We start from the raw sequence: 12,644 nt of genomic DNA, 5'->3' as shown, positions 1-12,644 counted from the left end.
CACATTAAAAATCTGTAGCTATTTTGTCCATGCATTTAGCGGGCTTGACCATGATTTAGATCTCACTTTCTCTTCAATAAAATACCCACACACTCGAAATGGTCGAAAAATAGGCGTTATACGCCATTTCAAGTAATTATCAAACAAAGAGTTATCAAAATTACAGTAAACCTTCATATTTTGACCGCCAACTAATTTGTCCATATTTATAGCGATTACATTCATGGTGAACAGGCCCAATTCTCGTTATAAATAAAAAGAAATACTGATGGCTAAGTGGAGTGTTCATGGACAAGATAATTGAGAAGCAACAGTTCGTTATAGGGTTAGACTTTGGTTCTGACTCCGTTCGCGCATTAATAGTTAATACAAACGATGGTTCAGAAGTCGCCACCGCCGTAACCTATTATCCAAGGTGGATGGAAGGAAAATACAGCAAGTCTGCTATCTCTATGTTTCGCCACCATCCAAGGGATTATATAGAAGCAATGACGGACGCTATCTGTACGGCCGTTTCTAAAGTGCCTAAAGCAGTAGCAAAGGCCATAGTGAGTATAGGTGTAGATACGACAGGCTCAACACCCGCACCAGTAAATTCACAAGGGGAAGTGTTAGCACTGACACCAGAACATGAGCATAATCCCAATGCCATGTTTATCCTATGGAAAGACCACACATCGATCAAAAAAGCAGAAAGAATTAATGAGTTAGCGCATTCTGGGGAGTTCCCTGATTACACCAAATTTGTAGGTGGCGTCTACTCTTCAGAATGGTTTTGGGCCAAGGCCGCATGGATATCAGAGCAAGACCATGACATGGCACAACACATTCACAGCTGGGTTGAATTATGTGACTGGATTCCTGCTTTGCTTTCTGGGAATCAACACCCTTCTCGATTGAAACGTGGCGTTTGCGCCGCGGGCCATAAAGCAATGTGGCATGAAAGTTGGGCTGGCTTACCATCTCAAGAGTTCTTAAACGCAATATCACCGTCATTAGACGGAATACGCGACCGTATGTTTAATGAAGTGTTTACCTCTGATCAAGCAGCTGGTGGATTGTGTGCGGAATGGGCAGAGACGTTAGGTTTGTCCGAGGGCATAACCGTAGCCATTGGCGCGTTCGACTGCCACATGGGGGCGGTTGGTGCCGGGGCTGGAAAATATGACCTAGTCAAAGTTATTGGTACATCAACCTGCGACATTCTCATGGTAGATGCACAAGATGTTGGAGAACGGACCATTAATGGGATTTGCGGGCAAGTTCAAGGAAGCGCAACGCCTGAACTGCTGGCGTTAGAGGCTGGGCAATCCGCATTTGGTGACATATTTGCGTGGTACAAACGTGTATTGATGTGGCCCATTGAACAGTTTGCGAAACAAAACCCTCAACTAAAACTTCCCTTAGATCATATCGAGCAAAACATAATACCCGAGCTATCAAAAGCAGCAGCAGATGGCGAATTAAACCAGAATTCACCTATAGGGATGGATTGGCACAACGGCAGACGCACCCCTTACGCAAATCAGCGACTGAAAGGCGCAATTGCTAATCTTAATCTAGGTTCAAGCGCTCCAGATTTGTTCAACGCATTAGTTGAATCTACGGCTCATGGCGCGAATGCCATTGTCGACAGTTTTATTGACCAAGATATTAGAGTAGAGCGCGTCATCGCCATTGGTGGAATCTCTCAAAAATCACCGCTAGTCATGCAAACATGTGCGGATGTAATCGGTAGAGACATTGTGGTGTCGTCTTCAGAACAATGTTGTGCTCTTGGTTCTGCAATATTAGCCGCCGTGGCAGCTGGTATTTACCCCAATACTCAAGCCGCTCAGAAGGTCATGGCTAGCCCCGTTTCCCATGTATATCAGCCGAATAAGAAGATCGCCAAATTACGAGAAAATCGTGCGCAGACTTATCGACAGTTAGGTTGCCAAATTGAAGCGCTCACTGAGTTTCAATTATTACAGGAACAAGCAAATGGATAACAATGAACCAACTAAAAATACTATCAACGAACCCCACGATACCGCCATTCGACTAAGAACTTTGCGTCATCAAGTCTGGCAAGAAAATATGGCATTACAGACGCACAATCTTGTCACTTTTACTTGGGGGAACGTTTCAGGAATCGACCGTAAGTCTGGCCTTGTTGTGATTAAACCGAGCGGTGTCGCTTATAAAGATCTTAGTGCTGAGAATATGGTGGTTATCGATCTAGAAGGAAATATCATCGAAGGAGAACTCCGTCCCTCTTCTGATACCGACACGCACATAGAGCTTTATCGAACTTATCCGACTGTCGGCGGTGTGGTACATACTCACTCGCCCAATGCTACATCTTGGGCACAAGCTGGTCAGGCGATTCCAGCATTAGGTACAACCCACGCAGACTACTTCTACGGCAGCATTTTGTGCACCCGGGCACTGACAGATAGCGAAATTGCATCGGATTATGAATTGAACACTGGCAAGGTAATTGTGGAAACAATTGGGAACAGCAATCCAATGGAGAAACCAGGGATTATTGTCAAGGAACATGGGCCATTTAGCTGGGGAGAAACCCCGCAACAGGCCGTTCATAATGCTGTTGTAATGGAGGCCGTGGCGAGCATGGCGTGGAAAACCATACAAATCAACCCGAAAGTAGAGTTCATCAATCAAGCGTTATTAGACAAACACTACCTTAGAAAGCACGGCGACAATGCGTACTACGGACAAAAATAATTTACGAACATGAAAGGTCTCTTATGAAAACATATTCAGCGAAACACGTTTGGTTTGTCACTGGTTCTCAACACCTATATGGTCCACAAGTACTGGCTAATGTTGCTCAAAATAGCCAGCAAATTGTCACTGGTCTTAACCAAACTCAACGCATTTCAGCACCTATAGTGAATAAAGGTATTGTAAAAACACCCGACGAAATATCAACAATATGTCGTGAAGCAAATAACGACCCTGATTGTATTGGCTTAATGCTATGGATGCATACATTTTCACCCGCAAAAATGTGGATTGCAGGATTAGGTATCTTAAACAAACCATTCTTGCATCTGCATACTCAGTTTAATGCCGCCCTACCGTGGGACGACATTGATATGAACTTTATGAATACGAATCAAAGTGCTCATGGGTGCCGCGAATTTGGATATATTGGAACGCGCATGGGACTAGACCGTAAAGTGGTGGTCGGCCATTGGGAGAACCCGATTGTTCATCATCAGGTTGATGATTGGTGTCGCGCCACAATAGGAATCGACGAAGGTAAAAACCTCAAGGTCGCGAGATTTGGTGACAACATGCGCCAAGTAGCCGTAACGGAAGGTGATAAAGTCTCAGCACAAATCCAATTCGGTTACGAAGTAAATGCATATGGATTAGGTGAATTAGCCGAGAGTGTTAATCAGGTGGCAAAGGGTGATGTTAGTGCTTTATTAGATGAATATGCCTCTGCTTACGATATAGAACCGGCCTTGTATCAGAACAAAGATAGCTTGCAAATACTCCAGCAAGAAGCTCGTCTCGAATTGGGAATGGCACAGTTCTTAACGTCCGTAGGAGCGAATGCATTTACCAACACCTTTGAAAACTTAACCGGGCTTACTAATTTGCCGGGGCTTGCGACTCAAAGGCTAATGGAAAAGGGATACGGGTATGGTGGAGAGGGAGACTGGAAAACAGCGGCTATGGCTCGCATTATGAAAGTCATGGGACAAGGCAAAATTGGTGGCACCTCTTTTATGGAAGATTATACCTATAACTTTGGTGAACAGAGCCAAGTATTGGGTGCTCACATGTTAGAAGTGTGCCCAACTATCGCCGCTCAAAAACCAAAGATTGAAATCCATCCTCATACTATTGGTTGCAAGTGCGATATTGCTAGGATGATTTTCAATGGTAAAGAGGGGGCAGGTCTCAATGTGTCTGTTATCGATCTGGGTACTCATTACCGCATGATTGTAAACTGCGTTGATACGATCTTACCTCCACAGAAACTACCTCACTTGCCCGTTGCTCACGCGTTATGGACACCTCAACCTAATCTTGAAACGGCAGCCGCAGCTTGGATACTTTCCGGAGGAGCTCACCATACAGTATATAGCCAGTCTGTATCTGTGGATATGCTAACGGATTATGCCGATATAGCGGGTATTGAGATGGTTCTTATTGACCACGAAACACGGTTGCGTCAATTTAAAACTGAGTTAAAAAATAACCGCGCTTACTACAAATAAAATCATCCTCGTTATTTGGAGGCTCCTTAGGGAGCCTTATTAGGTACAACCTTGAATACATTAGCTAAAAACCTTATAACTGAACAATCTAATGAACTCACATATCTTGATTGGAGTTTGCAGATATCTACATCATCTCCCAATGATTTTCAGCTTTTTTATCTGTCTCAAGCCATTTTTAAGGGGCACTTTGAGTTAGTCAACAATCTCGCTGAGTTAGATTCAGAGCAAATCTCATGGCAGTTTCGGACGAAAAAGAACAAATTAGAACAGTGGTGTAACCTTCAAATGAGCACCTCTATTTCAATTAGCATGACGTACTCCTTTCGACAAGGTGCTCTGGTGATCGATTATCTCGCAAGAAGCTCTAATCCAACACGATTAGACATTCGTCATAGCATTGAGCAAGTAGAGCACTCTTATCAACTCAAAAGCGAACAAAGCAACATGCTCTCTAAGCTAAAACCGTGGGAGCATGAAAAAGATGATAAACCGAGTGCCTATTTACTTGAGTCTAACAAAACAGAATTTCGTGAAGCATTTAGCAGCACGCAGTGGATCGTCCTTGAACAAGAAATGTGATGTGCAAACGCGTAGTCAAAGCTATAGCCACGTAAACTTATAGAAAAATAATAAGTACTTAATATGCAAAATAACCCTCTTAAACCCGGCTACAATTTCGATGCGCATTTAGTCGCGGGCCTCACACCTATTATTGAAGGCGATGAACTAGATTTTATTATCAATCGGCCAGGGGGGATGAAGGGCTTTATCATCAATATAACCAGTAAAGGAGAAGGCACTGTTTTTTCCGATGACAAAGCGTTCAATGTGAAAAGTGGAGAGCTACTGTTATTCCCACCGAGTGCAGCACATTATTATCATAGGAAGGATCAGTGCTCCTCATGGTTTCATCGATGGATATATTTTCGCCCTCGTGCATTTTGGCATGACTGGTTAAATTGGCACGATGAAATCGATGGCGTATTTATTACCCGAGGACTAGACTCGCAGACGCAAAAAGAACTAGAGAAACTGTTTGTTGATATCGAATATACATCAAAGTCTGAAGTCCCTTATCGCAACGATCTCGCCATCAACCTTCTCGAGCAGTTATTGATTCGCTGTAAAACCTTACAGCCCGACGTTATAAGTAAAAGGCTCGACCCAAGAGTGAATGACGCTATGAATTATATGACACAGCATTTAAACGAAGATTTTACAATTGAAGATGTTTCTTCGCACATTTGCTTGTCTCCTTCACGGCTAGGTCATTTATTTCGCGGTGAAATGAATATGTCCATAACGCAATGGCGAGACGACCAACGAATTAGTCGCGCCAAACACCTGTTGTTAACAACAAACTATTCCATAAATCAAATTGGCCGAATTATTGGCTATGGGGACCCACTTTATTTTTCGCGAGTATTTAAACGAAAAGCAGGTGTCAGCCCAAAGTACTTTAGACAACACATTACATAACGAAAGTCGACCGACCACTCACCCCTTCTCATGCCGGTAGTCAACGCACGCTAATCATCAAAAAGTAACCATTGAGGTTCGTGTTTTATTACTTACTAGCCACGAAATGAAAACTCGTTTATGTTATTGCTATTATTCTCTGCAAACACAGGTAGACAGGATGTCATTAGAAAGCGCAATTACCTTTTTTATCGCGATATTTATATTTGGCATTACCCCGGGACCCGGTGTGTTCGCTATCCTTGCAAGAGCACTTGTCTATGGGGCTAAAAATTGCGCTATGCTCGCTTTTGGTATGGCGATGAGCGATCTGGTTTACCTTGTTCTAGCCTGTTTTGGCCTAGCGACCATCGCAGAAAACTGGACAGAAGTATTCTTGGCCATCCGTTATGTCGGAGCAGCTTACCTAGTTTTTCTTGGCTATAGAATGTTTAAAACACTGCCACAAGTAAAAAAAGACATTGACTCGGAAGTGGCCAAACATAAAGGTTCTTTGTTCGCTAGTTTCACTCAAGGTTTTTTGATTTCAGCATCGAACCCTAAAGTAATACTTTTCTATATCGCATTCTTACCAACCTTCATCGATCTAACGGTATTGCAATCGCAAGATATTGTCCTTGTCGCCTCTCTAGCGACTGTCGCCTTAATGGCGGGTTTAATGTTGATTGCATTCGGCGCGGCTCGTATGGCAAGTGCATTAAAAACGCCGCTTGCACATAAAAGGCTTAATAGAGGTGCTGGAAGCATTATGATGCTGGCGGGTGCTTATTTGGCATTAAGTCGATAAGCACTGTATTTACATACAAGTACATATACTTGCATACGAGCACTTCTCATTATCAAGCGTAACATTTTGTTTTATAACATAGACTTCTATATAGCGTTGACTCGACCATTCTATTTCGATTAGTGTAAAAACATAACGATACATTTGCGCCGAGAAAATACATATTGATGCCTAAAATTAAAGCTCTGAAATTCATTGCACCTCATACATTGATATATAATGACGATAAATTTGGTATCAGAATTTTACAAATATTTATCCTTGCTATTATCGTCTCGCTACTTTTCTTAGTTCCTGTCTCCAATAAACTTATTGAAACAAAGACAAAAACATTGTTACGTGCGATGGAAAATGAATTTGATCAATCCATTTCGCAGTTCTCTTATTTATTAACACCCGAAAAAACGTCCATCTCATGTAATGAAATTCTTGCTGATTTAAGAAAAAGTATATTTAATTCTGAGCGAGCGAAAGAAATCGGAGTATTTGACCAAAATGGCAAAATATATTGTACCAGTAACAACGGAGATACCTCTTTTCATCTTTATCAGACTATAATCAATCGACTAAAAAATAGCCCTAATCATATAACACTCAGTTACACTAAAACCAAACTGAGCCGTACACGAAGTATTGCCCTTATATTTACAAACGAATTCGGACAGGGCCTTAGTGTTCTTATTCCTCCACGCTATCTGGTTCAAGATATCGACCGACTACTGGCCGATGATTATATCAATTATAAACTCCGTGTTATTTCAAGAGAGTTGGGCAACAAGACATTCTCAGATGGGATTAAATTCTATTCTGCTCAATCAGATAGGTACCCACTAGAACTCGAAGTCAGCACCACATCAATGTACTACTTCATGCAATTTTGGCGTTATTTGTGGGTGACCTTGGTGTTAGCAAGCTTGGTCACTATTTGCTACTTATTCAGTCGCCAGAAACGATTAAACAACAACAGCTTAGAAAACTCATTGCGTTACGCGATTAACAATGATTTTTTGGAACTTCATTACCAACCCATTGTTAATCAAAAATCAGGTAAAACCGTCGGTTGTGAATCACTGCTGCGTTGGAGAGATCCTACTCAAGGTTACATTTCTCCTGATATATTTATTCCATTGGCAGAGAAAGTAGATCTTATTGAAGACATCACCAAGTTGGTCATAGGCAAGGTCGCGCTATTTATATCTGAACACCCATCGCTCTTCTCAACGGTTTATATCAGCGTGAACATAAGTCGCAGTGTCATTCTTAAGCCGTCTTTCGTTACCTTCATAGATGCATTAGTGGAAAGCCAACCGGTGCTGGCTCAAAAAATAGTCTTTGAAATAACGGAAGACAATAATTTTTCTCAAGACGAGTTAGGCACACTCAAGCTTCATTTGAACACACTGTCTGCCTATGGTTTCAAATTTGCCATAGACGATTTCGGTACTGGGTATTCGGGGCTAGATTTCATACGTCAGTTCCCTTTTGATTACGTGAAAATTGACCGCGTGTTCGTTAAAAGTCTTTATGATGACTCGACTATCATTCCCCTATTGGATTCCATGATGTCACTGGCAACACAACTGAACATGAAAACCATCGTAGAAGGAGTCGAAGAAAAATATCAACTGGAAATACTCGATAGATTAGGTTTTGTTTACATTCAAGGTTACTACTATTCTAAACCATTACCACAGGCAGAACTGATCGAATACCTTGGTTAAGATTTTGACCGTACTTCAATTGCATTCAAAATTGCATGGCGCAGACGAAAAAAAGTAGAGAAGAAACGGTAATCCTTCTCTACTAAACGTTACGGTATATAATTCAGAGGTGTTTGTTGCCCCTTCCGTGGTTTAGAACATTAGTAGCCACTTTACTCCATGTAAGTGACTGAATTTATTGTCAGTATATCCCTCCATATTGGTAATACACATCGACTCTCTCTAGAAATAATTAGGCATGCGCCCAAGAAACTACAAAAGTAGAAACTAGTACTATTTGATAGAGATACAAGATGGTATTATTTTCACCTATCACTTTTTATGTGGTTGATTGAGTTGCAGCTCTATATCAACCAAAGAACTAACGAGATATTAAATCTCAAATGAATATTAATCAATGAAAAATATATTTTAATTGAGCTCATTGCCATTCATTTGAGATCTTTATCCAATAAAATAAGTTAAACAGTATGGGTTACAATAAAAAGATTCCAGAATATACATTTTTAAAGGGCCATGACTTCACTAATAACCTGAAAACGATACTTGGTTGTAAGAACCTACAAGAGCTTTCTAAAGTAACAGGTGTACCGACATCCACATTTAGCACGTGGAACATGAAAAACAGAACGTCATTTGAGCTTTTAATCAAAATTCATTTGACGCTAGGTATTCCAATGAAAGATCTATCATTGGGCTATCAAATCTCGAACGACGTTAAAGAGGCACTTCAAGTCGAGGAAAAATCGACGAATTACATGATAGATAGCAAATTATCCGCACTAGCACAAAGCCGGGCTTCTTCCCTACTAGAGAGTTTTGACCTGAAAAATGGGCAACTCGTCAACCGACATGCCACCTTATTTGATTCAGATTTGCTTGTTGAATTCAACGATCAAGAATTATTGGCCATCAAAGATCGCAATCAGGTATTTCTTATCAACACAGGAGCCAATCAGGCAATAAGTGGCCTTTATCTCGTGAATATTGATGGCCTACTCTCCCTTAATCAGGTCCAACGAATACCAGGAAAAAAGGTTGCTATCGCATTCAATAATTCGACATTAAACGTAGGCGAAGACGATATCTCTGTTGTAGGAAAAGTAGTGACTGAAATAAAGAGTGTTTTGGATTGATCAGAGTTGCAAACATTCAGCTATGATTAGTAAGTGATAATTACTGGTGATGGAACATGTTGAGTTGTTGAGGGGGAATGCGTGCGAACGACGATACTGTTTTTGATCTTGGTTGCGTGTCACTCATTCTCTGCTGATGTGCTACACATACCACTTTCAAACCAAGAGAAAGCAGAACTCAATCTATGGAGCGAACTCGCTCGCACTTCGGTAAAGCGACGGCTGTATCGTTGCGAAGAATGCTTTGGCCACTTAGTCACGTTTAATGTAACGTTAAATGACGTTGGTGAGGTTTTGGATATTCAATTAATCGAAAGTTCCGGGGAGCCCGAGTTAGAGCACTACGGTAAACTTGCTATTGAGCAAGCTCAGCCATTTAGGGTGGATTTTTTATCAGAGAGAACGCGAAAGAAAGTTCAGAATGTGAACATGACTATTGTTCCTGACGATTGAGTTTCCCTAAAAGCGAAATGCTCTGGTACTCACCAGATAGATATAACCATTATTTAACTGAAACATCCTGGTATTCCCCTTCGATAACGTTCTCTTGTCCTGTATCAAAGCGCGCTTTTTTTCGATCTTTTTGTAGTTTTCTACCCGTAATCAGTGCGGCAATTGTAATTGGTATCGCCACTAACAGGCTAAAAACCAACGTAAATAACCCAAGAGTCACAGCAGAAAAAACAATTAACCATCTCTTCATATTTAACTTCATTATCATTCTCTTCATTCAAGTAGACTTCATGACTATAAATGCAAATAATTTCTTCAATGCCAATTTAATGTCAATTTTGTTTATACATGAACACCCAGAAATGAGTGGCTTTCCGCTTATTCCAATGTGTAAGAGAGTAACCTTTGGTTCATATGAGCTTTTTAAGCATTATTTCATACCTCAACATACCCAACTTCATTTCTATCGTCTTTTTTCATAAATATTCGCTGTTCTTTCGGATGAATATTAACGCATGATATTGAGCACTATTCATTCGACTATTTCAGTTTCTGGATACATACATTTATAACGTTAGACCTAAGACAAGGTAACGTATCGATTTAGTCAGTATATTAACTTTAGTTGTTGTCATTGAGTATTGGAGTACGATCTAAAAAAAGTAGATCTTTAGTCTGGATTTTAGGTGTAATTTTACACTTTAAAGGCGCGAAAAGTTGCGCCATGTTCTTATTTAGGAACCTCGATAAATTTGATGTATTTTAAATAGTAACTTTAATAACGAAAAGAAGGTCGATATGAAATATATAATTGTGGGTTCCGGTAACATTAGCCAAACATGGTTTAACGTTGTTGCAGAATTAAAGGGACACGTCGTCGGCTTTGTTTCTCGCAGCGGAAAAAATACAAAGAACGAATGCCCTGTTTGGAAGCACTTAGACCATGTTGATGTTCCGTTTGATGCCGTAATTGTGACGACTCCGAACGGCTTACATCACCAAAGTATTTTAACCGCAGCAAAGTTAGGCAAGCATGTCGTTACTGAAAAACCATTGGATATCTCATTAGAAGCGATTGATCGTTGCATCGAGGTTTGTAAAACAGCGGGGGTTACGCTTGCTATCTCTTATCAACGACGTACCGCACCGGATAACGCGGCCGTAAAAAGGTTAATGGACAGCGGTGCATTTGGTCGGGTTTATTCCGCCGATATCACAGCGAAATTCTATCGAGCACAGTCTTATTATGACAGTGCGCAATACCGTGGCGGATACGAGATAGACGGTGGCGGTGTATTTATGCAGCAGGCTTGCCATAACCTAGATTTATACACGTGGTTTTTTGGTATGCCCAAGCAAGTGATCAGTATGCTAGATACGTTTGCACACAAGATGGACGCAGAGGATCACGGCGCTGCTTTATTTCGGCACGACAATGGCATGATAGGGACTGTCATTGCCTCAACCGCCACTAGACCCGGCTTCTCCGCTCAGATACAAGTGCATACAGAGAAAGGCAGCTTTACATTAACCGATGACATCATTACCGACTGGCATATCGATGGCTTACTCAACCCGACAGATCCCCTGTACGACTACCAACACGATGGTGCCACCAGCGCAACAGTGGCTGACACCCGTTGCCACAAATCCATACTCATTGATTTTGAACATGCGGTTAAAACCGGTGAACAACCGTTGGTAAATGCTGAATCTGCTCGGGTAACCACGGAACTTATTTTAGCGATATATCAATCTAAAGTGTGATGCTGAAAAACAGTCATCGAAGATATAGTTCGGGATAGACACGTTTTTATACGCGTTTCATCCCGTCTGTCCTTACAGCATTTCCTTAGCAATCAAATGAAGCAAATACGTCTCGCGCTCAATGCTCATGCCCTTCTTGGGGTTTTTGGCTATGGTTTCTTCGTTGTGTGCAATGGCCTCGTGGATGTTAATCCAGATAGGCATGCCGCCAATATAAAAGACAATAATTACAATTAGTTAGGTAGCATTACCATCTATCAGTGGCGACAAAGTGGCGACAGATTTTCTGCCGCCTTAGATTTATATATGCGCACACTTACTATTGCACCTGCCACAAAACTTGATGGCGAACTCCCATACTTCATCTAATAACGTGGATTCGAAGTAACCAAAGTCCCCTAGCCGTTCCCCCACTAAAATGACCTGGTGTTCTTCGTTAGAGAACCGGAATATGGCACTGTATTTATCCGTTTTTCCTATTGGGGCAATTTCAAAGCAAATATTACCTATGATTTCGCCATTATAGGGGAAGTAGGCGCCGTTCCAATTGGATCGAAAATGGGTTGGCCAGACGGCTTTGTATTGTGGTCTTTTTATTATGGGTACAATGGCCGCTGGTCGACTTTCTTGGTCAAGTACATCGAGTACCCATTTTCTGAACTCTTTGGCTATTGGCGTTCTGCTGAACATGGCGATTAGGTGTGCACCACGAAGGGAGAAAATACGGACTGTTTTTTGGTAGTTTCCTGAGGCGGTCAATTTGACCGTCTGAGTCATCTCGTTAGAAAACTCATCTGAATTACGTCTGTATATCCGACTAACCGCGTCATCAGTTTTATAGCCCAAAGCTGCGCTAATTTGAGTTGCGGTTAACCAAGTACGTTTCTTTTGTTCGATCACATCGAAGTGTGTATTTTGAAATGTTAGTGCTGAAGTCATAGTGACCTCCGTGAATGATTTTAACCAAAATCACCACTCAGAGGTTCGAATCAAAGGGTGGTGAACTGAACAAGGTTCGAACTACCGCATTCACGACACGGCCAGCCTAAGCTGCCTC

The 12,644-nt window shown here is 41.5% G+C and carries 12 protein-coding genes and 1 pseudogene; 10 read left to right on the top strand and 3 right to left on the bottom strand.

What is annotated here, in order from left to right:
• The first annotated feature begins 287 nt into the window (after nucleotides 1-287).
• The 9 genes from L3V77_RS24415 (at nucleotide 288) to L3V77_RS24375 (ending at nucleotide 9,820) form a co-directional block, all read left to right on the top strand.
• Nucleotides 288-1,991, top strand: a complete 1,704-nt coding sequence (locus L3V77_RS24415; protein WP_275137408.1) for a ribulokinase — start codon at nucleotides 288-290, stop codon at nucleotides 1,989-1,991.
• Nucleotides 1,984-2,730 (top strand): L-ribulose-5-phosphate 4-epimerase, encoded by a 747-nt coding sequence (locus L3V77_RS24410; protein WP_275137407.1) that lies wholly within the window; start codon nucleotides 1,984-1,986, stop codon nucleotides 2,728-2,730. Before L3V77_RS24415 ends, L3V77_RS24410 begins: the two co-directional genes overlap by 8 nt.
• Before the next feature lie 23 nt (nucleotides 2,731-2,753).
• Entirely contained in the window at nucleotides 2,754-4,241 is a 1,488-nt protein-coding gene (araA, locus tag L3V77_RS24405; protein ID WP_275137406.1) for an L-arabinose isomerase, read from the top strand.
• Nucleotides 4,242-4,292: 51 nt separating this feature from the next.
• Nucleotides 4,293-4,823, top strand: coding sequence for a hypothetical protein (locus L3V77_RS24400; protein ID WP_275137405.1), 531 nt, complete (start codon nucleotides 4,293-4,295; stop codon nucleotides 4,821-4,823).
• A 63-nt stretch (nucleotides 4,824-4,886) separates the two neighbouring features.
• Nucleotides 4,887-5,723 (top strand): arabinose operon transcriptional regulator AraC, encoded by an 837-nt coding sequence (gene araC / locus L3V77_RS24395; protein WP_275137404.1) that lies wholly within the window; start codon nucleotides 4,887-4,889, stop codon nucleotides 5,721-5,723.
• A gap of 160 nt (nucleotides 5,724-5,883) precedes the next feature.
• Nucleotides 5,884-6,510: a LysE family translocator gene (locus L3V77_RS24390; RefSeq protein ID WP_275137403.1), complete on the top strand. Its 627-nt coding sequence runs from the start codon at nucleotides 5,884-5,886 to the stop codon at nucleotides 6,508-6,510.
• A 167-nt stretch (nucleotides 6,511-6,677) separates the two neighbouring features.
• Nucleotides 6,678-8,231: an EAL domain-containing protein gene (locus tag L3V77_RS24385; RefSeq protein WP_275137402.1), complete on the top strand. Its 1,554-nt coding sequence runs from the start codon at nucleotides 6,678-6,680 to the stop codon at nucleotides 8,229-8,231.
• A gap of 470 nt (nucleotides 8,232-8,701) precedes the next feature.
• On the top strand, nucleotides 8,702-9,367 hold the full coding sequence (locus L3V77_RS24380; protein ID WP_275137401.1) for a helix-turn-helix domain-containing protein: 666 nt from the start codon (nucleotides 8,702-8,704) through the stop codon (nucleotides 9,365-9,367).
• A gap of 81 nt (nucleotides 9,368-9,448) precedes the next feature.
• On the top strand, nucleotides 9,449-9,820 hold the full coding sequence (locus L3V77_RS24375) for a cell envelope integrity protein TolA (RefSeq protein ID WP_275137400.1): 372 nt from the start codon (nucleotides 9,449-9,451) through the stop codon (nucleotides 9,818-9,820).
• A 49-nt stretch (nucleotides 9,821-9,869) separates the two neighbouring features.
• Here L3V77_RS24375 and L3V77_RS24370 read toward each other — a convergent pair whose 3' ends face one another.
• Nucleotides 9,870-10,070, bottom strand: a complete 201-nt coding sequence (locus L3V77_RS24370) for a hypothetical protein (protein WP_275137399.1) — start codon at nucleotides 10,068-10,070, stop codon at nucleotides 9,870-9,872.
• Between the two features lie 548 nt (nucleotides 10,071-10,618).
• Between L3V77_RS24370 and L3V77_RS24365 the strand changes: the two genes are divergently transcribed.
• Nucleotides 10,619-11,587: a Gfo/Idh/MocA family oxidoreductase gene (locus L3V77_RS24365; RefSeq protein WP_275137398.1), complete on the top strand. Its 969-nt coding sequence runs from the start codon at nucleotides 10,619-10,621 to the stop codon at nucleotides 11,585-11,587.
• Between the two features lie 72 nt (nucleotides 11,588-11,659).
• On the opposite strand, the pseudogene L3V77_RS24360 reads toward L3V77_RS24365, so the two are convergent.
• Together L3V77_RS24360 and L3V77_RS24355 are read right to left on the bottom strand one after the other, a co-directional pair.
• Nucleotides 11,660-11,782: pseudogene (locus L3V77_RS24360) on the bottom strand (DNA mismatch repair protein MutT); the annotation flags it as partial.
• 105 nt (nucleotides 11,783-11,887) lie between these two features.
• Nucleotides 11,888-12,526 carry a BRO family protein gene (locus tag L3V77_RS24355; protein ID WP_275137397.1) on the bottom strand — a complete coding sequence of 213 codons (639 nt, stop codon included), beginning with the start codon at nucleotides 12,524-12,526 and terminating at the stop codon, nucleotides 11,888-11,890.
• Between the last annotated feature and the right edge of the window lie 118 nt (nucleotides 12,527-12,644).

Source organism: Vibrio sp. DW001 (assembly GCF_029016285.1).
Taxonomy (GTDB): domain Bacteria; phylum Pseudomonadota; class Gammaproteobacteria; order Enterobacterales; family Vibrionaceae; genus Vibrio.
Note: the sequence above shows the minus strand (reverse complement) of the source record. Positions and strands in the feature narration are given on the sequence as shown.